Origin of the sequence: Candidatus Pantoea formicae (assembly GCF_011752625.1) — a bacterium.
Lineage (GTDB): Bacteria > Pseudomonadota > Gammaproteobacteria > Enterobacterales > Enterobacteriaceae > Pantoea > Pantoea formicae.
The window spans coordinates 645,874-665,589 of sequence record NZ_VWXD01000002.1; the positions used below are offsets into that span (position 1 = coordinate 645,874).

At 53.6% G+C, this 19,716-nt stretch carries 23 protein-coding genes, 1 other RNA gene and 1 other annotated feature; of the genes, 12 read left to right on the plus strand and 12 right to left on the minus strand.

Features of this window, described 5'->3' with window-relative positions; translation table 11 throughout:
• Positions 1-72: 72 nt before the first annotated feature.
• Entirely contained in the window at positions 73-942 is an 870-nt protein-coding gene (locus tag F3J38_RS07710) for a LysR substrate-binding domain-containing protein (protein ID WP_167136521.1), read from the plus strand.
• 106 nt (positions 943-1,048) lie between these two features.
• On the opposite strand, the gene htpG is transcribed toward F3J38_RS07710, so the two are convergent.
• The 6 genes from htpG to F3J38_RS07740 all read right to left on the minus strand — a co-directional run bounded on the left by htpG (position 1,049) and on the right by F3J38_RS07740 (position 7,466).
• Positions 1,049-2,917, minus strand: a complete 1,869-nt coding sequence (htpG, locus tag F3J38_RS07715; RefSeq protein WP_205298186.1) for a molecular chaperone HtpG — start codon at positions 2,915-2,917, stop codon at positions 1,049-1,051.
• A 206-nt stretch (positions 2,918-3,123) separates the two neighbouring features.
• Positions 3,124-3,729 carry a recombination mediator RecR gene (gene recR, locus F3J38_RS07720; RefSeq protein ID WP_007886897.1) on the minus strand — a complete coding sequence of 202 codons (606 nt, stop codon included), beginning with the start codon at positions 3,727-3,729 and terminating at the stop codon, positions 3,124-3,126.
• Positions 3,729-4,058: a YbaB/EbfC family nucleoid-associated protein gene (locus F3J38_RS07725; RefSeq protein ID WP_031377860.1), complete on the minus strand. Its 330-nt coding sequence runs from the start codon at positions 4,056-4,058 to the stop codon at positions 3,729-3,731. The genes recR and F3J38_RS07725 overlap by 1 nt, the downstream gene beginning before the upstream one ends.
• A 52-nt stretch (positions 4,059-4,110) precedes the next feature.
• Positions 4,111-6,117, minus strand: a complete 2,007-nt coding sequence (gene dnaX, locus F3J38_RS07730) for a DNA polymerase III subunit gamma/tau (protein WP_167136523.1) — start codon at positions 6,115-6,117, stop codon at positions 4,111-4,113.
• Positions 4,708-4,769 (minus strand) — a sequence feature (DnaX frameshifting element). (Overlaps the previous gene by 62 nt.)
• Before the next feature lie 263 nt (positions 6,118-6,380).
• Positions 6,381-6,932 (minus strand): adenine phosphoribosyltransferase, encoded by a 552-nt coding sequence (apt, locus tag F3J38_RS07735; protein WP_167136525.1) that lies wholly within the window; start codon positions 6,930-6,932, stop codon positions 6,381-6,383.
• Between the two features lie 153 nt (positions 6,933-7,085).
• Positions 7,086-7,466 carry a DUF454 family protein gene (locus F3J38_RS07740; RefSeq protein WP_167136527.1) on the minus strand — a complete coding sequence of 127 codons (381 nt, stop codon included), beginning with the start codon at positions 7,464-7,466 and terminating at the stop codon, positions 7,086-7,088.
• 57 nt (positions 7,467-7,523) lie between these two features.
• On the opposite strand from F3J38_RS07740, the gene priC reads away from it, so the two are divergent.
• The 3 genes from priC to rsmS are packed head-to-tail and all read left to right on the plus strand — an operon-like array spanning position 7,524 to position 8,497.
• Positions 7,524-8,036 carry a primosomal replication protein PriC gene (priC, locus tag F3J38_RS07745; protein WP_167136529.1) on the plus strand — a complete coding sequence of 171 codons (513 nt, stop codon included), beginning with the start codon at positions 7,524-7,526 and terminating at the stop codon, positions 8,034-8,036.
• A 51-nt stretch (positions 8,037-8,087) separates the two neighbouring features.
• Positions 8,088-8,333, plus strand: a complete 246-nt coding sequence (locus F3J38_RS07750) for a GlsB/YeaQ/YmgE family stress response membrane protein (protein ID WP_167136531.1) — start codon at positions 8,088-8,090, stop codon at positions 8,331-8,333.
• 8 nt (positions 8,334-8,341) lie between these two features.
• Positions 8,342-8,497 (plus strand): pleiotropic regulatory protein RsmS, encoded by a 156-nt coding sequence (gene rsmS / locus F3J38_RS07755; RefSeq protein WP_167136533.1) that lies wholly within the window; start codon positions 8,342-8,344, stop codon positions 8,495-8,497.
• Here rsmS and acrR read toward each other — a convergent pair.
• Positions 8,494-9,132: a multidrug efflux transporter transcriptional repressor AcrR gene (gene acrR, locus F3J38_RS07760; RefSeq protein WP_167136535.1), complete on the minus strand. Its 639-nt coding sequence runs from the start codon at positions 9,130-9,132 to the stop codon at positions 8,494-8,496. The two genes, rsmS and acrR, sit on opposite strands and share 4 nt — an antisense overlap.
• Before the next feature lie 142 nt (positions 9,133-9,274).
• Between acrR and F3J38_RS07765 the strand changes: the two genes are divergently transcribed.
• The 4 genes from F3J38_RS07765 to ykgO all read left to right on the plus strand — a co-directional run bounded on the left by F3J38_RS07765 (position 9,275) and on the right by ykgO (position 14,195).
• Positions 9,275-10,465, plus strand: coding sequence for an efflux RND transporter periplasmic adaptor subunit (locus tag F3J38_RS07765; RefSeq protein WP_167136537.1), 1,191 nt, complete (start codon positions 9,275-9,277; stop codon positions 10,463-10,465).
• Between the two features lie 17 nt (positions 10,466-10,482).
• Positions 10,483-13,632, plus strand: coding sequence for an efflux RND transporter permease subunit (locus F3J38_RS07770; RefSeq protein WP_167136539.1), 3,150 nt, complete (start codon positions 10,483-10,485; stop codon positions 13,630-13,632).
• Between the two features lie 151 nt (positions 13,633-13,783).
• Complete coding sequence (locus F3J38_RS07775; RefSeq protein WP_167136541.1) at positions 13,784-14,041, plus strand: type B 50S ribosomal protein L31; 258 nt, start codon at positions 13,784-13,786, stop codon at positions 14,039-14,041.
• A 13-nt stretch (positions 14,042-14,054) separates the two neighbouring features.
• Positions 14,055-14,195, plus strand: coding sequence for a type B 50S ribosomal protein L36 (gene ykgO, locus F3J38_RS07780; RefSeq protein WP_008103894.1), 141 nt, complete (start codon positions 14,055-14,057; stop codon positions 14,193-14,195).
• A 44-nt stretch (positions 14,196-14,239) separates the two neighbouring features.
• Here ykgO and F3J38_RS07785 read toward each other — a convergent pair whose 3' ends face one another.
• The 3 genes from F3J38_RS07785 to F3J38_RS07795 are packed head-to-tail and all read right to left on the minus strand — an operon-like array spanning position 14,240 to position 16,632.
• On the minus strand, positions 14,240-15,118 hold the full coding sequence (locus F3J38_RS07785) for a metal ABC transporter substrate-binding protein (RefSeq protein ID WP_167136543.1): 879 nt from the start codon (positions 15,116-15,118) through the stop codon (positions 14,240-14,242).
• Positions 15,119-15,139: 21 nt separating this feature from the next.
• Positions 15,140-15,979 (minus strand): metal ABC transporter permease, encoded by an 840-nt coding sequence (locus tag F3J38_RS07790; protein WP_167136544.1) that lies wholly within the window; start codon positions 15,977-15,979, stop codon positions 15,140-15,142.
• Positions 15,976-16,632 carry a metal ABC transporter ATP-binding protein gene (locus F3J38_RS07795; protein ID WP_167136547.1) on the minus strand — a complete coding sequence of 219 codons (657 nt, stop codon included), beginning with the start codon at positions 16,630-16,632 and terminating at the stop codon, positions 15,976-15,978. Before F3J38_RS07795 ends, F3J38_RS07790 begins: the two co-directional genes overlap by 4 nt.
• 342 nt (positions 16,633-16,974) lie before the next feature.
• Here F3J38_RS07795 and F3J38_RS07800 point away from each other — a divergent pair, with 342 nt between their 5' ends.
• The 3 genes from F3J38_RS07800 to hha all read left to right on the plus strand — a co-directional run bounded on the left by F3J38_RS07800 (position 16,975) and on the right by hha (position 18,095).
• A complete protein-coding gene (locus F3J38_RS07800; protein WP_167136548.1) occupies positions 16,975-17,328 on the plus strand; it encodes a hypothetical protein in 354 nt (117 codons plus the stop codon).
• Between the two features lie 146 nt (positions 17,329-17,474).
• Positions 17,475-17,852 carry an Hha toxicity modulator TomB gene (gene tomB, locus F3J38_RS07805; protein WP_034828139.1) on the plus strand — a complete coding sequence of 126 codons (378 nt, stop codon included), beginning with the start codon at positions 17,475-17,477 and terminating at the stop codon, positions 17,850-17,852.
• A 24-nt stretch (positions 17,853-17,876) separates the two neighbouring features.
• The gene (gene hha, locus F3J38_RS07810) at positions 17,877-18,095 is read left to right on the plus strand and encodes a hemolysin expression-modulating protein Hha (RefSeq protein WP_034828137.1); all 219 of its coding nucleotides are present in this window, start codon (positions 17,877-17,879) and stop codon (positions 18,093-18,095) included.
• Positions 18,096-18,224: 129 nt separating this feature from the next.
• Here hha and ffs read toward each other — a convergent pair.
• An RNA gene (gene ffs / locus F3J38_RS07815) (signal recognition particle sRNA small type) lies at positions 18,225-18,321 on the minus strand.
• Between the two features lie 176 nt (positions 18,322-18,497).
• Here ffs and F3J38_RS07820 point away from each other — a divergent pair.
• The gene (locus F3J38_RS07820) at positions 18,498-18,809 is read left to right on the plus strand and encodes an MGMT family protein (RefSeq protein WP_167136550.1); all 312 of its coding nucleotides are present in this window, start codon (positions 18,498-18,500) and stop codon (positions 18,807-18,809) included.
• Between the two features lie 326 nt (positions 18,810-19,135).
• Here F3J38_RS07820 and F3J38_RS07825 read toward each other — a convergent pair whose 3' ends face one another.
• Positions 19,136-19,693, minus strand: coding sequence for a YbaY family lipoprotein (locus F3J38_RS07825; protein ID WP_167136552.1), 558 nt, complete (start codon positions 19,691-19,693; stop codon positions 19,136-19,138).
• Positions 19,694-19,716: the final 23 nt, after the last annotated feature.

Sequence of the window (19,716 nt, forward strand, 5' to 3'; positions counted from 1 at the left end):
AGGCCAATGCGGCTGGACATTAAAATGATATAAACTGACAATCCCTGTTAGGTTTTTACACAGGGGATGAGTATGACCGCGCTTCCGTCGTTACGTGCACTGCACTATTTTCACCAGGCGGCACTGCACAGCAGTTTTAGCGTTGCGGCCGAGCGTCTGCATGTGACTCATAGCGCCATTAGCCATCAGATTCGACAGCTGGAAAGCTGGATGGGCAAGCCTCTGTTCGTACGCACCAATGGGCGCGTCAAATTAACCTCACACGGTGAGCGATTACTGGTGAGTTGCCAAAAGGCGTTTAGTGAACTCTCCACCACCTGCGAAAGCATTCGCACCGGCATGCGCCATCACCTCAGCGTCTCGTGCGCACCGAGTTTTCTCTCGCAATGGCTGATTCCACGCATTAGCAGTTTTTATCAACGCTACCCGGATATTGAAGTGCAGTTTCAAGCGCTGGGTGAGATCGATCAGTTGCGCAGTGAACACACCGACGTATTGATTCTTAGCTATGAGCAGTCGCCGGATGACGATATCGACGGGACGTTAATCAGCGATGATTACATCGGCCCCTTGTGCGCGCCGCAATATGCCGCGCGTTTTCAAAGCGAGCAGGATTTGGCCTCACTGCCGCTGCTGCATGCCGATACACGACTACACGCCTGGGCCGAGTGGGCGAAAACCAGCGGAGCACGCGGTAATTTTTGGGTAGGTAAGCATTTCGATAATCTCACCTTGGGCATTCAGGCGGCGAGAAACGGCTTGGGTGTGATCATGGCACCACGTTTACTGGTACGACAAGAGTTGAGCGACGGCACACTGATTGCGCCATTGGGTTTTGTGCGGGTGGATCGCGCGACCTGGATGATGACGAAAATGTCGCGTCAGCATGATGCAGAGATTACCTTGTTCCGCGATTGGCTGCGGGATCAGGCGCTGCATTAAAAAGAAAGGTCGTCATAAATGACGACCTCACAATTAATTTCACACCGAGCGAATGGGATTACGTAGGGTCGGCATTCATGCCGACCGGGTTAATCACCGTGCAGGTTTACGCCGTCAGCAATTGGTTCATGCGACGGATAAACTGGTTTGGATCGTCCAGCGTGCCGCGTTCTGCCAACAGTGCCTGGTCCAGCAACAGCTCAACCCATTCAGCAAAATGCGTTTCATCGTGGGTATCCGCCACGCGTTTCACCAGCGTATGCTCCGGGTTGATCTCGAAGATGTACTTCACTTCCGGTACGTCCTGGCCTGCCGCAGCAAACAGCTTCGCCATCTGAGTGGTCATTTCGTTCGCATCAGTGGTGACAATCGCCGGGGTGTCGGTCAGACGGTGCGTTAAACGCACCTCTTTCACGCGCTCGCCCAACAGGGTTTTCACGCGCTCAACAAACGGCTCCAGCGCTTTTTCTGCTTCTTTCTGCTCTTCGGTCTCTTCATCCGCCAGCTTGCTCAGCGAATCGTCCGCTTTGCTCACGGACTGGAAGCTCTTACCGTCGAATTCAGTCAGGTAGCTCATCATCCATTCGTCGATGCGATCGGACAGCAGCAGAACCTCAATGCCTTTTTTGCGGAACAGCTCCAGATGTGGGCTGCTCTTCGCAGCGGCATAGCTGTCAGCCGTGATGTAGTAAATCTTCTCCTGCCCTTCGACCATGCGGCTCAGGTAGTCCTCGAGCGAAATGGTCTGCTCAGCACCTTCGCTCTGCGTGGTGGCGAAACGCAGCAGCTTGGCGATCGTTTGCTGATTGGTATTGTCTTCTGCTGGGCCTTCTTTCAGCGCCAGACCGAACTCTTTCCAGAACTGCTGATACTTTTCAGCATCATCTTTCGCCAGTTTTTCCAGCATCTGCAGGCTGCGTTTGGTCAGTGCGGCACGCAGGCTCTGCGTGACGCGGCTGTCCTGCAGGATTTCACGGGACACGTTGAGTGGCAGATCGTTGGAGTCTATCAGGCCACGCACGAAGCGCAGGTAGTTCGGCATGAACTGCTCGGCCTCGTCCATGATGAACACGCGCTGTACATAGAGCTTCAGTCCATGTTTGCTGTCACGGTTGAACATATCAAACGGGGCGCGCTGCGGGATGTACAGCAGGCTGGTGTACTCCTGCTTACCTTCTACGCGGTTATGGCTCCAGATCGCCGGATCGCTGTAATCATGGGCGATATGCTTGTAGAACTCGTTGTACTCTTCATCGCTGATTTCAGACTTGTTGCGCGTCCACAGCGCCTGGGCTTTGTTGATCTTTTCCCAGGTGGTGGTGTCGTTCTCTTCGTCTTTGGTCTCAATCTCTACCGGCAATGCGATGTGATCGGAGTACTTGCTGATGACATTACGCACGCGCCATGCGTCGAGGAAATCGTCTTCGCCTTCACGGAAGTGCAGCGTGATTTCGGTGCCGCGCTCGGCTTTCTCGATTTCGGCCAGGGTATATTCGCCCTCGCCCGCCGATTCCCAGAACACCGCTTCATCGGCTTTGGCACCGGCAGCACGGGTGCGCACGGTCACTTTGTCCGCCACGATAAAGGCTGAGTAGAAGCCCACACCAAACTGACCAATCAGCTGACTGTCTTTTGCTGAATCAGAGCCCATGGACTCAAGGAACGCTTTGGTGCCAGATTTCGCGATAGTGCCGAGGTTTTCAATCACCTCGTCGCGGCGCATACCAATACCGTTATCACTCAAGGTCAGCGTGCGATTGTCCTTATCGACCGAGATACGCACGCGCAGGTCGCCGTCGCCTTCATACAGATCCGGCGTGGACAGTGCACGGAAGCGCAACTTGTCAGCGGCATCGGAGGCGTTGGAAATCAACTCACGCAGGAAAATCTCTTTGTTTGAATAGAGAGAGTGAATCATCAGGTGCAGAAGTTGTTTTACTTCTGACTGGAAGCCACGCGTCTCTTGTCCTTTCATGGTCATTGCTACCTCAACTAAATCAGGGTTGATCATATCCCCTTCATACTTCAAGCCGCAGGTGCGTTGGCACTTAAGTCAGCTCATCGGGATGAACTCGTTTGCCGCCTTCCTGCAACTCGAATTATTTTGGGTAAAAGTTGAGAAAGAAATGGGGATGATGATGAGGATTTCAAGCCGATGTCCGTGAAGACATCGGCAAGTGATTAGAATTTAATCTTGTGACGTCCGGCAAGCGAATGCGACAGCGTGGTGCCATCGACCATTTCTAACTCACCGCCAACCGGTACACCATGTGCAATGCGGCTGGCATCAACGCCATATTGCCCGCACAGTTCAGCGATGTAGTTGGCTGTGGCTTCCCCTTCCACCGTCGGATTGGTGGCGAGGATCACTTCGGTCAGGGTTTCACGCTCGAGGCGCTGCTCCAAGCGATCCAAACCGATATCCTGCGGACCAATGCCATCCAGCGGTGACAAGTGGCCCATCAGCACAAAGTAGCGCCCGCCAAACTGGCCGGTCTGCTCAATGGCGTGGATATCTGCTGGGCTCTCCACCACGCAAATCTGGCCGTTTTGTTGACGACGTGGATTGGCGCAAATAGTGCAGATTTCCTGCTCGGTGAAGGTGCGGCAATCGGCACAGTGGCCGATTTCCGACATGGCACGGGTCAAAGCCTGTGCCAGACGCATGCCACCGCTACGATCGCGCTGCAACAGCTGAAAAGCCATGCGCTGCGCCGATTTCGGGCCGACGCCCGGCAGGCAACGCAGTGACTCCATCAAAGATTCAAGCAGTGGACTGGTTTGCATCAGAACGGCATCTTGAAGCCAGGTGGCAGCTGCATACCGGAAGACACAGACGCCATTTTCTCTTTCTGGGTTTCGTCGATACGACGTGCCGCATCGTTGAAGGCCGCAGCGATCAGGTCTTCCAGCATGTCTTTGTCATCTTCCAGCAAGCTTGGATCGACTTCGACACGACGGCAGTTGTGTGCGCCATTGATGGTCACTTTTACCAGGCCAGCGCCTGATTCACCGGTCACTTCCAGCGCGGCGATCTCTTCCTGAACCTTGGCCATTTTGTCTTGCATCTGCTGGGCCTGCTTCATCAGGTTGCCCAATCCGCCTTTACCAAACATAGTCTTCTCTCTCTGCTGGGGCTGCGCGCAATGAAGCTGCGACAGCGGGTGTTCATACGGGTCGAATACTCTCTTCATCCAGATCGGCATCGAAGAATCGACGCAATGTCTGAATATGAGTATCGCTTTCAATCGACTGGCGCGCCTGCACCAGTTTCTCTTCATAAATGGCCTGACGCCACTCCAGTGGCGTCAATACCGCAGGATTATCGTCTTCAACGATGGTCAGTTCAACTGGCTGACCGGCTGACTGACTGAGCGCCTCCGCTAGCGCCTGCTTGGCAGACGCCGAATTCAGGTGACGCTGACTGCTACGCAGATGCAGTGTCACGCTGTTTTCGCCCACCTCTTTCCACGCGTTTAATGCGACCTGTTGCACCAATTTGGGCAACGTCAGTGCCGCAATTTCTGCCGCCCAAGCATCACGCTGTTGCGCTTCTTCCGCGAGACGCAGCGCTAGCTCAGGCGTTTTCTCATGCTCCAGCGCGGAACGCAAGGCTTTTGGCGTGGCCACCGGTTCAGGCTTCACCTCGACCGTTTGCTGCGCTTTCCAGCGATAGGCTTCCGGTTTGGCGGGGGCTTTTACCGCAGGCTCAGACGCGCGCTGTTGCACGCGTTCAGTCACCGTCGCGAGGCGTTCCAGCGCCGGGTTTGCCGGCCGCGCGGAACGCGCTGCCGGCTCACTCTTTTTTGCTTTGCCGGCTCCCTGACGCAGCAACTGCGTTCGCGCTTGTAAGAGCTGGCTCGTAGAGTCTGACAAATGTTCGGGGGCCGATTGCATATCGGGATAATCATCGGCCATCGGCGGCGCATCCTGCATCGGCGGAGCCATCTGCGGCTGGGCAGCCGGTGCTGCTTTCGGTGCCGCAGCGGGTGCTGATGGCGCTGCAGCGGGGGCAGAGGACGCAGCAGGTATTTGCGGCACGGCCTGCGGAAGCAAGCTTGGTCGAGCAACCGGCTCCGCAATAGTGGCTTGCGGATGGAAGGCCAGCGCGCGCAGCAGCGTCATTTCGACGCCTAAACGCCGATCCGGTGCCAGCGGCAAGTCTTTACGTCCCATCAGCAAAGTCTGGTAATAGAGCTGAACATCGGCAGGCGGCAATACGCGGGCTAAATCGCGCAGGCGCTGCGCCTGATTCACATCATCTTCGCCCAGCGAACTCGGCAAGAGTTGCACCATCGCCACGCGATGCAGCAAACGCAGCATCTCGACTAACAGCGCTTCCCACTCAACGCCACGCGAAGCCGCTTGATTCAGTAACGCCATCACCTGCTCGCCCTGACCGTCCACCAGCGCTTCAATCAGCGCCAGCGGCTGCTCGTCATCCAGGGTACCCAGCATCTGCGCCACGGTTTCACGCGTCACGCTGCCCTGCCCCATGGCAATCGCTTGATCGGTCAGGCTCAGTGCATCACGCATGCTGCCGTCTGCTGCGCGCGCCAGCAAATGCAACGCACGCGGCTCAGAGACAATTTGCTCTTGCTGCAAGATATGCGCCAGCTGCTGCTGGATCTGTTCCACATCCAGGGCTTTGAGATGGAATTGCAGGCAGCGCGAGAGAATAGTGACCGGCAGTTTTTGCGGATCGGTGGTTGCCAGCAGGAATTTGACGTGCGAAGGCGGCTCTTCCAGCGTTTTCAACAGCGCATTGAAGCTGTGACGCGAGAGCATGTGCACTTCATCGATCAGGTAAACCTTGAAGCGTCCGCGCGCGGGCGCGTACTGCACGTTATCCAGCAGATCGCGCGTATCTTCAACTTTGGTGCGCGAGGCCGCATCAATCTCAATCAGATCGACAAAACGACCCTGTTCGATTTCACGACAGTTATCGCACTGACCACAAGGTGTGGAGGTGATGCCGGTTTCGCAGTTAAGGCCTTTCGCCAGCAAACGCGCGATCGAGGTTTTTCCTACGCCACGGGTGCCGGAAAAAAGATAAGCATGATGGATTCGTCCCAGTGACAACCCATTGGCCAGCGCAGTCAGCACATGTTCCTGACCGACTACGTCAGCGAAAGCCTGGGGACGCCATTTTCGCGCAAGTACCTGATAGCTCATGTGGATTCAATCACTGGATTTTATTGAATTGGCGCAGCGGTGCGGCTAAGTGAACCGGGTTCCGCCACAAGATAAAGGGGAAAAATGCAGCTTCGCAAACCCTGTTTATTTTGGCAGTAGTCTAACAGCCACAACAGGATATGCCTATACCCGTGATACTTCGCGCTAGCGGGGTGATGAATTTTCATTGCGCACGCTCTGTCGCGGCAGGAATGCGCAATAAATTGCGCCGCTTCGGGCGAACACCCGCGGCGCAGTAGCCTTTAGTGGCCGGGGAAATTAACGAGGCTGAAGCAGTCGATGCCGATAGCATTCAGACGCGCTTCACCGCTCAGGTCGAACAGGTTGATGACGAATGCCGCATCTTTGACTTCACCACCGGCACGGCGGATCAGTTTCACAGTGGCTTCCAGCGTGCCGCCGGTCGCCAGCAGATCGTCAACCACTAACACCACGTCACCTGGCTTGATTGCGTCTTTGTGCAACTCCAGCGCGTCGGTACCGTACTCCAGCTCATAGCTTTCGCTGAAAGTTTCGCGCGGCAACTTGCCTGGCTTACGCACCGGCACAAAACCCACGCCCAGACCCAGCGCCACGGGCGCACCAAACAAGAAGCCACGTGCCTCAGTACCCACGACTTTGGTGATGCCTTTGCCACGATAGCGCTCAACCAGAATAGCGATTGATGCCGCATAAGCCTCTGGATCTTCCATCAGGCTGGTGACGTCACGGAACAGGATGCCCGGCTTAGGGTAGTCAGGAATGCTTTTGATGCTGTTTTTGATGAGTTCAAGCTGCTGAGCAGTTGCGGTCATATGTGTTACGCCTGGAAAAATATCTAATACGCGCGGCTTCTGACAGCGCCAATACCCGGAAACCGGGTTAAGCGAAGACATTTAAACAGGGAAGCCACGCACGAAGATGCCCAAATCTATGCAAATACCCGGTTAAATGCAACCCTGACGCGCTTATTCGCCTGCGTCAGCATTTTCTTCCACCACCGGGATGCGCCACATAAACAACAACAGCACACTCAGCATCACACCCAACATTATCCGTACCCACAGCATATTCACCAAGTAGATAGACACGGCAAAGGTGATAACGATCAGCAACATGGCGCGCCCCTTCGCCCCCGGAGGCATAGCCCGGTGCTGTTGCCAATGACGGATATAGCGACCAAACGGCGAGCGCCAAAGCAGCCAATGATGAAAACGCGGCGACGAACGAGCAAAACACCAGGCCGCCAGCAACACAAATGGCGTGGTGGGTAATAAAGGTAATACAATGCCCAGCGTACCCAGCACAATGGCCAGCCAGCCGAGGCACAGAAGTAAAATTCGCTGCATGCCTGATGCCTAATGAAATCGGAACTGCGCTACGTTAACACAGTCGGAATCAGAGTGATGCCCCAACCGCCCGCACATCAACGCTTACTGCTTCTCGTCGATCAACTGCGCCAGCAGATTGCGCAGCAAAGCGATGGCGCCTGTCGCCAGCCACGTTTTGACGCGCAGCTGTTTCGCTGTAAAGGGACGCGCTTAGCTGACTATTTACGCGAGCTTGAGCAAAACCTGGCTCAACTTAGCGCCCCTGAAACCGATAGGATGCGTCGCCAGTGGCTGGCGGAAAAGGTGCTGGATCAGGTTGCCGCGCTGCAACGTGAATGCCAAAGCCAACAGCTACGTCCCGCTCGAGAACGGCCGCGCAGCGATCCGCGTCAACAAAAACGCGAAGAGTACCAAGGTTACGAAACACGACTGTTGGCGATGATTGTGCAGCGTGAAGCGCATTTGGCGCGGGCCGAGACGCTGAGTGTGCAGCAACAACTGATTCGCGAGGTGGCGGTGTTACACGAACGCCTGGCACGCTGCCGCAGTGCATTGCATAAGTTGGAATTGTCCATTCAGGCACGGTAAACCTCCGCCACTTTCCTCTATACTTCTCCGAACGAATTAAGGAGGAAAATCATGACCCTTATCTTATGGATAGCCATCGGCATCGCGGCAGGCTGGTTAAAGCGCATGATGTTTCCCGGCCGACCGGGCGGTTTTGTCCCGACGCTGGTGCTGGCTGTGATCGGCGCACTGATTGGGGGCTACATCGCGACCTATTTCACTACCGGCGATCTGGCCGCACTGCATCCCGCTGGCTTTGCCGTGGCGTTGCTCGGCGCAGTGCTGATGCTGTTAGTGGCCGCAAAATTACGCATTTAGGAGTAACCATGTCATTGGAAACAGCGTCAGATGAAATCAAACTGGCGGTTGATTTAATTCAACTGTTAGAAGAGAACCAGGTGCCGACCACTACCGTGCTGGCGGCACTGGCGATAGTTCAGCGCGATTACCTGCACAAACAGGCAGCAGAAGGCGCGAATTAACGCGCCGCAGAAAGAGTCGGACTGAGCCGCAGCATATCCAGGAATGCATCGACCAGTTGTGGTGCATCCGCCGCGAGATCAAATGCCTGCGGGTTAAACAACCAATTTTCCATCATGCCATTAATGTAACTGCACATGAGACGCGCCGACTGCAGTGTGTTCAGACTGGCGGGCAACTGCCCGACCTCAATGCATTCACGCAGCACTAATTCAATCCTGTCGTAACACTCCAACAGTAAACTTTGACGCATATCTTGTAATGTCGACATTTCGCCCACGAATTCACATTTATGGAAGATAATCTCCATTAGTGCGCGTCTTTGTGGATCCTTTGCTGTGGCGTCAAGGATATAGATCAGCATTGACCGAATAACAGAAAGTGGATCACCCGGGTATTTTGTCTGATACTCAAGTTCCACATCGTCAAGCCCAGCGTCACACCGAAGCCAGATTTCATGCAATACATCGGCTTTATTTTTGAAATGCCAGTAGATAGCACCGCGCGTCACGCCGGCTGCTGTCGCGATATCCGCCAGGGATGTGGCAGCCACACCGTGTTCGGAGAAGTGTGCTAGAGCGGCATCCAGAATTTGGTGTCGCGTTTCAAGTGCTTGCGCTTTGGTTTTTCGTGCCATAGAGGACTTTTTTTACAAACTGGCAAGTTTACATACATTTGTGAATGTATGTACCATAGCACGACCCGTGTTTTAACGCAGCAATGGGTTTATCGGTTTGTGATCCATTGATCATTTGATATCGGACACTAGAGGTTTATTTATGAATAAAAACAGAGGATTAGCGCCTCTGGCGGCCGTCCTGATGCTTTCAGGCAGCTTTTTGTTAACAGGATGTGATGATAATAAATCCCAGCAAGCCGCCCAGCAGCAGCCCCCTGAAGTGGGCGTTGTCACGTTAAAAAACGAGCCCCTGAAGATTACCACTGAACTACCTGGCCGTACCTCAGCCTTCCGTGTAGCCGAAGTGCGTCCTCAGGTGTCAGGTATCATTCTGAAGCGTAATTTTGTTGAAGGAACGGATATCAAAGCAGGCGTGTCCCTGTATCAGATCGATCCCGCGACCTATCAGGCCGCTTATGACACTGCGAAAGGCGACTTAGCGCAGGCGCAGGCCAACGCGCACGTGGCTCAGTTGACTATCAAACGTTATAAGCCACTGTTAGGCACCAAGTACATCAGTCAGCAGGATTACGACACCGCGGCAGCGACTGCGGCACAAACGGCGGCGGCAGTTCAGGCAGCGCAAGCTAACGTCGAAACCGCGCGTATTAATCTGGCCTATACCAAAGTGACCTCGCCGATCAGCGGTCGCATTGGTAAATCTGCGGTGACCGAAGGCGCACTGGTGTCCAGTGGACAAACCACGGCGCTGGCAACCGTCCAGCAGTTAGACCCGATGTATGTCGATGTGACCCAATCCAGTGACGATTTTCTGCGTTTGCGCGCAGAACTGGAATCCGGTCAGCTGAAACAGAATGACGGCAAAGCCAACGTCACCCTGCTGATGCAAAACGGTAGCGCATACACTCAGACAGGCACATTGGAATTCTCTGATGTGACCGTGGATGAAACCACTGGCTCCATCACACTGCGTGCCATCTTCCCAAATCCAGACAGCCGTCTGCTGCCAGGCATGTTCGTGCGTGCGCGTCTGGATGAAGGTACTAATCCAACCGCATTGCTGGTGCCACAGCAGGGTGTGACCCGTACTCCAACCGGTCAGGCAACAGCGATGGTCGTGGGTGCAGATAACAAAGTGGAAGTGCGCAATATCACCGCTAATCAGGCATTTGGTGACAAATGGCTGGTAACGGATGGCCTGAAAGAAGGCGATCGCGTGATCACCGTTGGTCTTCAGCGTGCCAAGCCAGGTGCGCAAGTGACACCACAAGAAGTCAAAGATGATGCCAAAGCAGCACCGGAATCACAGTCTGCAAAATCATCGTCCTAAACAGGAGCCACTGATACATGGCTAAGTTCTTTATCGATCGCCCCATTTTTGCCTGGGTGCTTGCCATCATTATTATGCTGGCGGGTGCACTTGCGATTATCAATCTGCCGATTGAGCAATATCCCAATGTTGCTCCGCCGGCCGTTGAAATTCAGGCAACCTACCCGGGTGCTGATGCGAAAACGCTGCAGGATTCGGTAACTCAGGTTATCGAACAAAACATGAACGGCATCGATGGCCTGATGTATATGGCCTCGAGCAGTGACTCGTCGGGTACCTTGACGCTGACGCTGACCTTCCAGTCCGGTACCAACGCCGATATCGCGCAGGTTCAGGTACAGAACAAGCTGCAGCTGGCGATGCCATTACTGCCGCAGGAAGTACAGCAACAAGGTATTCAGGTTAAAAAGTCATCCAGCAGCTTCCTGATGGTAGCGGGCTTTGTCAGTGATGACGGCAGCATGACGCAGAATGATATCTCTGACTATGTTGCTTCAAACATCAAAGACCCCATCAGCCGTACGCCTGGCGTCGGTGATACTCAGGTGTTTGGTGCGCAGTACGCGATGCGCATCTGGCTGGATCCGCACAAACTCAACAACTACCAGCTGACGCCGGTCGATGTGATCAGTGCATTAGGCACCCAGAACACCCAGGTTGCCGCCGGTCAGTTAGGTGGTACACCGCCAGTGCCAGGCCAGCAGTTGAACGCCTCGATTATTGCGCAGACCCGTCTGACCAATACCGAAGAGTTCGGCAACATTCTGTTGAAAGTCAACCAAGACGGTTCGCAAGTCCGCTTGCGTGACGTGGCGAAAATTGAACTCGGCGGTGAAAACTACGAGATCATCGCACGCTATAACGGCAAACCCGCTTCAGGTATCGGTATCAAGCTGGCGACTGGGGCTAACGCCCTGGATACCGCACAAGCCGTAAAAGATGAGCTGGCAAAATTGCAGCCCTTCTTCCCGGCTGGCATGAAAACCGTTTATCCGTACGACACCACGCCGTTCGTTAAGATCTCGATCTTCGAAGTGGTTAAAACGCTGTTTGAAGCGATCGTGCTGGTGTTCCTGGTGATGTATCTGTTCCTGCAGAACTTCCGCGCGACCTTGATTCCAACCATCGCGGTTCCGGTGGTGCTGTTGGGTACCTTTGCCATCATCAGTGCATTCGGTTACTCGATAAACACGCTAACGATGTTCGGCATGGTGCTTGCCATCGGCCTGCTGGTGGATGACGCCATCGTGGTGGTCGAGAACGTTGAGCGTGTTATGGCGGAAGAAGGTTTACCGCCAAAAGAAGCGACGAAACGTTCGATGGAGCAGATTCAGGGCGCGCTGGTCGGTATTGCCTTGGTGCTGTCTGCAGTATTTATTCCGATGGCCTTCTTCGGCGGGTCTACCGGGGTCATTTATCGTCAGTTCTCGATCACCATCGTTTCCGCGATGGCGCTGTCAGTGTTGGTTGCGTTGATTCTGACCCCAGCACTGTGTGCCACCATGCTGAAGCCGATCAAGAAAGGCGACCACGGTAAAACCACCGGCTTCTTCGGCTGGTTCAACCGTCTGTTCGACAAGAGCACTAACCATTACGTCGATAGCGTTGGCCACATCGTTCGCAGTACCGGCCGCTATTTAGTCATCTATCTGGTGATCGTGGTCGGTATGGCGTATCTGTTCCTGAAACTGCCGACCTCCTTCCTGCCGGAAGAGGACCAAGGTCTGTTACTGGCCCAGGCGCAGTTGCCTGCCGGTGCAACCCAGGAACGTACGCAGAAAGTGCTGGATCAGGTGACGGATTACTTCCTGAACAAAGAGAAAGACAGCGTTAACTCGGTATTTACCGTTAACGGCTTTGGCTTTGCGGGTCGTGGTCAGAACACCGGTATCGCGTTTGTCAGCCTCAAGCCGTGGGATGAGCGTGGCGATGCCAGCCTGAAAGTGCCGGCAATTGCCGGACGCGCCATGCAGGCGTTGGGTCAGATTAAAGATGCGATGGTCTTCCCGTTCAACCTGCCAGCGATTATCGAACTGGGTAACGCCACCGGCTTTGACTTCATGCTGACTGACCAGGGTAACCTGGGGCACGAGAAGTTGACCGCTGCGCGTAACCAGCTGTTTGGCATGATTGCTCAACACCCCGATACCTTAGTGGGTGTGCGTCCGAACGGTATGGAAGATACGCCTCAGTACAAACTGATCATCGATCAGGAAAAAGCGCAGGCACTGGGGGTGTCGCTGTCTGACATCAACACCACGCTGGGCGCTGGCTGGGGTGGCTCTTACGTCAATGACTTCATCGACCGCGGTCGTGTGAAGAAGGTGTACGTGATGGGCCAGGCTGACTCGCGTATGTTGCCAGACGACATCAGCAAATGGTTCGTACGTAACAGCTCGGGCACTATGGTTCCGTTCTCTGCCTTCTCTTCGGCGAAGTGGCAGTACGGTTCACCGCGCCTGGAACGTTACAACGGCTTACCCTCCATGGAGATCCTCGGACAGGCCGCGCCTGGTAAGAGCTCCGGTGATGCCATGAACCTGATGGAAGAACTGGCAGGTAAACTGCCTGCGGGTATCGGCTATGACTGGACGGGTATGTCCTACCAGGAACGTCTGTCCGGGAACCAGGCCCCTGCCCTGTACGCCATCTCACTGATTGTGGTGTTCCTGTGTCTGGCCGCGTTGTACGAGAGCTGGTCGATTCCGTTCTCCGTAATGCTGGTGGTCCCGCTCGGTGTGGTCGGTGCGTTGATCTTCACCACCTTACGCGGACTCAGTAACGACGTGTACTTCGTGGTGGGGCTGTTAACCACCATAGGCTTGTCGGCGAAGAACGCCATCCTGATCGTTGAATTCGCGAAGGATTTGATGGAGAAGGAAGGCAAAGGATTGGTGGAATCAACGCTGGAAGCAGCACGTATGCGTCTGCGCCCGATTCTGATGACCTCTCTCGCCTTTATCCTCGGTGTACTGCCGCTAGCGATCAGTACCGGTGCCGGCTCTGGCGCACAGAACGCCGTCGGTACGGGTGTAATGGGCGGTATGGTGACGGCAACAGCATTGGCTATCTTCTTCGTTCCGGTGTTCTTCGTGGTGGTTCGCCGCCGCTTTGGCAAGAACAAAGCCGAGATCGAACAAGGCCATCCGGTCGAACACAAGCACTAAGTTCTAACCTGTTGAAAAGGCCGCGTAAGCGGCCTTTTTTATTGCCGTAATCCCCCTCTCCAACCAATACCCGCACTGCAATCACGGTTGCAATCAATTCTCGGCAGGTTCATACTATTGTTATAGTATAACATTACATGAGAGTGCAGTTATGAAAGCGAATATCCATCCCCATTATCGTCCTGTGGTGTTCCATGACACCTCGGTAGATGAGTACTTCAAAATTGGTTCCACCATCAAAACCGAACGCACCATCGAGTTTGAAGGTGAAGTACTGCCTTACGTGACGCTGGATGTCTCTTCTAAATCCCACGTCCATTACACCGGTAAACAGAAAGATCTCACCAAAGAAGGCAGCGCCTCACGCTTCAACAAGCGTTTTGGTAGCTTCCTGACGCGCGGTAAATAACAGGAGTTCTGGCATGCAGGTTTTAAGTTCATTACGGTCAGCGAAGACCCGTCACAAAGATTGCAAAGTCGTGCGTCGTAAAGGTCGCATTTACGTGATCTGCAAAACGAATCCGCGCTTTAAGGCGGTTCAGGGAAGAAAGAAAAAAAGGTAGGAAAGTGTCGTGATAATTGGCCGGGATGCTCCCCGGCCTTTTTTTTACTTCATGCTTTGCAGCATGATCTCTACGTTGTGTTTGAAGGCAGCAACATAGGTTGCAGCAGGGCCATTGGCTTCGGACAGCGCTTCAGGATAGAGTTCACCACCCGGCTGTGCACCCGTTTCGCTGGCAATCTGTTTCACCAGACGTGGATCGGTCTGATTTTCCATGAAGTAAGTCTTAATGTGCTCTGCTTTCAATTGCTTGATAATTGAAGCCACATCACTGGCGCTGGCTTCCGCTTCAGTAGAGAATCCAACAGGTGCGAGGAAGCTCACGCCGTAGCGCTGGCCAAAGTATCCAAAGGCATCATGGCTGGTCAGCACTTTACGTTTGCTCTTCGGTACTGAGGCAAACTCGGTTTTCGCCCAGCTGTCCAGCTTCTGCAATTGCTGAATATAACTTTCGCCACTTTTACGGATATCTGCCGCATCTTCTGGATCGGCTTTGATCAGCGCATTCATGACGTTGGTGGCGTAGATCACCCCATTTTGCATGCTGTTCCATGCATGCGGGTCAGTAATGGTTTTCCCGTCATCCACCATTTTGCGGGTGTTAATGCCGTTTGATGCCACTACGACCGTCCCTTTGTAGCCCGATGCGCTGATTAAACGATCCATCCAGCCTTCAAGACCTAAGCCACTGACAAACACCACGTTAGCCTTAGCCAGAGATTCACTGTCCTGTGGGGTCGGCTCGAAAGTGTGTGGATCGCCGTTAGGCTGAACCAGCGATTTAACATTAACGTGATCGCCACCCACCTGTTTAACGATATCCGCCAATACGGTGAAACTCGCCACCACATCCACTGTTTTTGCCATGGTCAATGGGCTGATTAACATGGCGCTAATGGCCAGACCCAGCGGTAACTTTTTCATTTATATCCCCTAATCATTTAATTATCGACGACGCAGCAGGCCGCCACATGGTCCTGTCAAAACAGAAAGTAAAAACAGTACGGCAGCACTGAGCACCACCGCCGGTCCGGCGGGCAGTGAGAAGTGCCAGGAAAGAATCAGGCCGACCAGCGCCGAGATAACGGCCAGCAGCATGGCAATCCCCAGCATGCAGGCCAGATGACGACTCCAGAAACGCGCGCTGGTTGCGGGCAACATCATCAGCCCGACCGACATCAAGGTGCCAAGCACCTGGAAACCAGCGACCAGGTTGAGCACCACCAGCATCAGGAAGACGCCGTGTACAATGGGCGCGCTCCACTTTCCCTGCGCACGCAGGAAATCCGGGTCGAAGGCATCAATGACCAGCGGACGAAAAATCACCGCCAGCATGAGTAAAGTGAAGGCTGCAATACCGCCCACCAGCACAATGGCGGCGTTATCGACGGCGAGTAGTGAGCCAAACAGTACGTGCAGCAGATCGACACTCGATCCGCGCAACGAGACCAGGGTGACGCCTAAGGCCAACGATCCCAGATAAAAACCGGAGAAACTGGCATCTTCTTTAAGATGGGTATATCGACTGACTGCGCCTGAGAGCAGTGCAACGGCCAGGCCCGCAATTAAGCCACCGATGCCCATGGCCACCAAGGAGAGTCCTGATACCAGATAGCCAATTGCCGCGCCGGGTAATACCGCATGCGATAGCGCATCCCCAACCAGACTCATACGACGCAATGAAAGAAAGACGCCCAGCGGTGTTGCACTTAATGCCAGCGCCACACAGGCCACTAACGCGCGACGCATAAAACCAAATTCGATAAAGGGTTGAATCAAAGTCACGAAGCCACCCTGCGCAGCAGCGGCGTCTGAGTGGAGTCTGCATCGTCGAGCGACAACACATCGTTGAAGTAACGCGCCACTAGCGGGCGGTCATGTAACACCACCAGCAAGGTGGTGCCCGCCTGCTGTTGCTGCTCAAGGATTGACATCAATAAGGTGACCGTCTGGGTATCAATGCCGTTGAAAGGCTCATCAAGCAGCCAGACTTTGCTTTGTTGCAGCATCAAGCGAGCAAACAACACGCGTTGTAGCTGACCACCTGAGAGCGTCGAGGGTTGGGCATCAGCAAAATCGCGCATCTGCACCGCGTCCAGCGCGGCATCAATTTCAAGACGTAGTGCGCGGTTAATGCCACCAAACCAGCCACAGCGAGGCCAGCAGCCCATTGAGACAAGTTCATAAACTGTGAGGGGAAAGCGCGTCTCTAACTCGCTGCGCTGCGGCAACCAACCTAATGATTTGCGAGGCACTTGAACGTCGCAGGTTCCTGCAACAGGCGGCAACAGGCCGGCGATGGTTTTTAATAACGTGGATTTACCCGTACCGTTCGCGCCCACCAGTGCTGTCATACTTCCGGCTTCCAGCTCGCCAGTCACGATGGGGGTCACCGCTCGTCCTTGATAGCCTCCTTGTAGTCTATTGAAATGCATCATTTTTGCATTCCCCAATAGATAGCCACCGCAAGAAAAGCGATAAGTAACAGCGCCACCAAGAGGCGACCGCCGAGCGAGAAGAGTAATCCACTGTGATTCATGGCTTTCAACCAAAAACGTTATAACATAACAATTATATTATCCGATCTCCGCCTCTCTTTACCCGGCAGAAAGTGTTTCAAAAGTTAACCATGCCAGGTGATCACGACAGGTTTCAACGGGAGTAAACAGATTGAGTGGTAAATCCCATCGCAACGATTACCTTTTCTTTTTTATTGTTGTCTTGCAAAGTTAGCGCAGAAGCCCAATGATAGATTCATCTTCCTTTTTACCGGATGCAAAATGCAGTCTATTATTCATTGTGATATTGCTGTGGATGAGGACGATTGCGAGAAGTTACAGGCTATTATCCAGGGGAATATTCTCAAAATAGCCGAATCTCTGGCTGGGGATTTACAGTGGTATTCACAAAACGCGCAATTAGTTCCGGACAGTTTTAAGATTATTTCCATTCAACCGCTCGATAACAATCGATTTAAAATGCTTTACGATTTCACGTGGAATTTATTTAATCCTTGCCTGGATTTAAATGAATTTCGTACCCAACATGAAGAAGTGTTGTTCCACATAGCACCCGGTGCACTGGTGTTTTCAGTGATAGACAATACGCGCCCCTCTCCTTCCGACGAATTGTAATATTTGGTAATTGAGGTGAGCAAAATTAATGATTGTGGATTACATTTAAGGAGTCGCTGAATTCTTTTTATTCGTGATCGCTTCCTGATAGCTTTTCCAAATCACGCCGCGCTGCGGTAACAGTGCAAGCTCTGGAGGGGAAAAAGATGGACGAATACTCACCAAAACGGCATGATATTGCCCAGCTTAAATTCCTGTGTGAGAACCTGTTTGACGAAAGTATGGCGACACTAACTGACAGCCACCACGGCTGGGTTAATGATCCTACTGCGGAAAGCAATTTACAGCTCAACGATTTGATTGAGCATATCGCGTCTTTCACGATGAATTACAAAATTAAGCACGTTGAAGATGAAGCGCTGATTACGCAAATCGATGAATATCTTGACGATACCTTTATGCTGTTCAGCAGCTACGGAATCAATACTCAGGATCTTCAGCGGTGGCAACGTTCAGCAAGACGCTTATTTAACCTGTTTGCCGAAGAGTGCGCTTTTCTCCAACAACCCAGCCATTCCTTTTAGCATCAGAGTGAGACCGGTTTATTTATGAGCAACCAAGCCTTAACCAAAACAGATTATTTGATGCGACTTCGCCGTTGTCGCTCAATCGACACCCTCGAACGGGTGATCGAAAAAAACAAGTACGAATTATCTGACAACGAACTCGCGGTTTTTTATTCAGCAGCCGATCATCGCTTAGCCGAGCTAACGATGAATAAGCTTTACGATAAAGTGCCAGTTTCAGTCTGGAAGTTCGTCCGCTAACGTTTTACTGCCTACCGATTCGTTACGCCATCGTTTTAATCAGGGAAAGATCATCAGGCAAAGGAGTGCCAGCGTTCTGCTGTGTGCTGTATTGGTTGGGATTTTTTTGGAGAGTAGAAATGGTGGAGGCCCTGCCAGCTACATCCCGGCACACGCGTCGCCTGCTGCGGCTGCTTCCTTCCGGACCTGACCGAGTTCACAAGTTAGCGTTGCGGGAGAACCAACAGGGCCCCCATTGACGAGCTCTCTTTCGAGAGCGCAGGCATTATCAAGTAAGCCCCTGGCAATTGCAAGCGTAGGCCGGGTGACCGTTGTTTTCTTGAACAGCTATCCCTTAAAACCCTGATTCTCACCCTCTCTGCATGCTAAAGTCTGCGTTTACTCGCTGAATCAGGTGCGTGCATGAACGACACAAGCAATTTTTCCGAACGCGTCTGGCAAATTATTGCCGCAATCCCCGAAGGCAAAGTCACCACCTACGGCGATATCGCCCTGCTTGCCGGTTCACCGCGTGCCGCAAGACAAGTCGGCGGCGTATTACGTCGCTTACCCGAGGGCAGCAAATTGCCGTGGTTCCGCGTCATTAATCGTCATGGCCGCATTTCACTGCAAGGCGACGATCTCTTCCGCCAGCGTGATGCGCTGGAAGCAGAAGGCATCGAAGTCAGCGATGCCGGTGAGATTGAATTAGAGAAGTATCGCTGGGAGTATTGAGCTTCTCGGTGCATCCATACTCAAGTGTTGCCGCACCCATGCTGAAGAGTTGTCTTCGTACCCAAGCTGAAGCACTGCCTTAGCAACCATGCTGAAGCGCTGTCTTCGCACCTAAGCTGAAGTATTGCCTTAGGAACCATGGCTGAAGCGCTGTCTTCGCACCCAAGCTGAAGTGCGAACAGGCAACACTGTGGAGTAAAGCGTCACACGCCAGGGATGGCGTGTGCCGAGCGATCAGGGACGAGACAGCGACTTTACGCAACAGTGTTGCCTGTTCGCACACTCCCCGCCCTGTTTTAGTCGTACACTCCCCCACCCTGCTTTTATCACATACTCGTCGGCGCAGGCACCGACGCTGAAGGCACAACCTGCGTTGGCGAGGTTGACGTCACCGTCGTCGCCGCACCCGGTTGAGTTGGCATTGCCATATTGGTGACTGGCACCAGCAACAATTCCGCTTTTGTTCCGCCCTGATTGATTACCGGCTTAACGGTGTCCGTGATAAACGCCAGCTTGCCATCAATCGCAATCGCTGCGCTCAGCAAAATTCGTGCGTTTGGCTGAATATCAGCAGGATTAAACGGCAGCACGAACTGGAACGGCGCCTGTTTCCCTTCGGTGCGCACGACATGCTGCGCCAATACTTTCGATGGCGCATCGGCGAGGGAGGCGTCGGACAGCGTCACGGTTAATACCGCATCCGGCGGCAACGCAATGCGCTGGCGAATATACACCGAACCACTAACGTTAGGCTGCGTAATCGCGGCCTGTTGCCCAGCAACGGCGGAGCCTAACGTTGGGGTGGCTACCGGCTTACCGTGATCGGCACAGCCAACCATTGCTGCCGCCAGCGTCACACCACTTATAACATGCCAGAGTTTCATCGATGTCGTCTCCTTATGAGCAC

Excerpts from the sequence above, each read along its gene's own strand:
- F3J38_RS07770 (WP_167136539.1), top strand. The coding sequence starts at position 10,483 with ATGGCTAAGTTCTTTATCGATCGCCCCATTTTTGCCTGGGTGCTTGCC.
- acrR (WP_167136535.1), bottom strand. The coding sequence starts at position 9,132 with ATGGCACGAAAAACCAAAGCGCAAGCACTTGAAACGCGACACCAAATT.
- rsmS (WP_167136533.1), top strand. The coding sequence starts at position 8,342 with ATGTCATTGGAAACAGCGTCAGATGAAATCAAACTGGCGGTTGATTTA.
- htpG (WP_205298186.1), bottom strand. The coding sequence starts at position 2,917 with ATGAAAGGACAAGAGACGCGTGGCTTCCAGTCAGAAGTAAAACAACTT.
- F3J38_RS07725 (WP_031377860.1), bottom strand. The coding sequence starts at position 4,058 with ATGTTTGGTAAAGGCGGATTGGGCAACCTGATGAAGCAGGCCCAGCAG.
- dnaX (WP_167136523.1), bottom strand. The coding sequence starts at position 6,117 with ATGAGCTATCAGGTACTTGCGCGAAAATGGCGTCCCCAGGCTTTCGCT.
- F3J38_RS07765 (WP_167136537.1), top strand. The coding sequence starts at position 9,275 with ATGAATAAAAACAGAGGATTAGCGCCTCTGGCGGCCGTCCTGATGCTT.
- ykgO (WP_008103894.1), top strand. The coding sequence starts at position 14,055 with ATGCAGGTTTTAAGTTCATTACGGTCAGCGAAGACCCGTCACAAAGAT.
- tomB (WP_034828139.1), top strand. The coding sequence starts at position 17,475 with ATGGACGAATACTCACCAAAACGGCATGATATTGCCCAGCTTAAATTC.
- F3J38_RS07740 (WP_167136527.1), bottom strand. The coding sequence starts at position 7,466 with ATGCAGCGAATTTTACTTCTGTGCCTCGGCTGGCTGGCCATTGTGCTG.
- F3J38_RS07800 (WP_167136548.1), top strand. The coding sequence starts at position 16,975 with ATGCAGTCTATTATTCATTGTGATATTGCTGTGGATGAGGACGATTGC.
- F3J38_RS07710 (WP_167136521.1), top strand. The coding sequence starts at position 73 with ATGACCGCGCTTCCGTCGTTACGTGCACTGCACTATTTTCACCAGGCG.
- apt (WP_167136525.1), bottom strand. The coding sequence starts at position 6,932 with ATGACCGCAACTGCTCAGCAGCTTGAACTCATCAAAAACAGCATCAAA.
- F3J38_RS07750 (WP_167136531.1), top strand. The coding sequence starts at position 8,088 with ATGACCCTTATCTTATGGATAGCCATCGGCATCGCGGCAGGCTGGTTA.
- F3J38_RS07775 (WP_167136541.1), top strand. The coding sequence starts at position 13,784 with ATGAAAGCGAATATCCATCCCCATTATCGTCCTGTGGTGTTCCATGAC.
- F3J38_RS07785 (WP_167136543.1), bottom strand. The coding sequence starts at position 15,118 with ATGAAAAAGTTACCGCTGGGTCTGGCCATTAGCGCCATGTTAATCAGC.
- recR (WP_007886897.1), bottom strand. The coding sequence starts at position 3,729 with ATGCAAACCAGTCCACTGCTTGAATCTTTGATGGAGTCACTGCGTTGC.
- hha (WP_034828137.1), top strand. The coding sequence starts at position 17,877 with ATGAGCAACCAAGCCTTAACCAAAACAGATTATTTGATGCGACTTCGC.
- priC (WP_167136529.1), top strand. The coding sequence starts at position 7,524 with ATGCCCCAACCGCCCGCACATCAACGCTTACTGCTTCTCGTCGATCAA.
- F3J38_RS07795 (WP_167136547.1), bottom strand. The coding sequence starts at position 16,632 with ATGATGCATTTCAATAGACTACAAGGAGGCTATCAAGGACGAGCGGTG.
- F3J38_RS07820 (WP_167136550.1), top strand. The coding sequence starts at position 18,498 with ATGAACGACACAAGCAATTTTTCCGAACGCGTCTGGCAAATTATTGCC.
- F3J38_RS07825 (WP_167136552.1), bottom strand. The coding sequence starts at position 19,693 with ATGAAACTCTGGCATGTTATAAGTGGTGTGACGCTGGCGGCAGCAATG.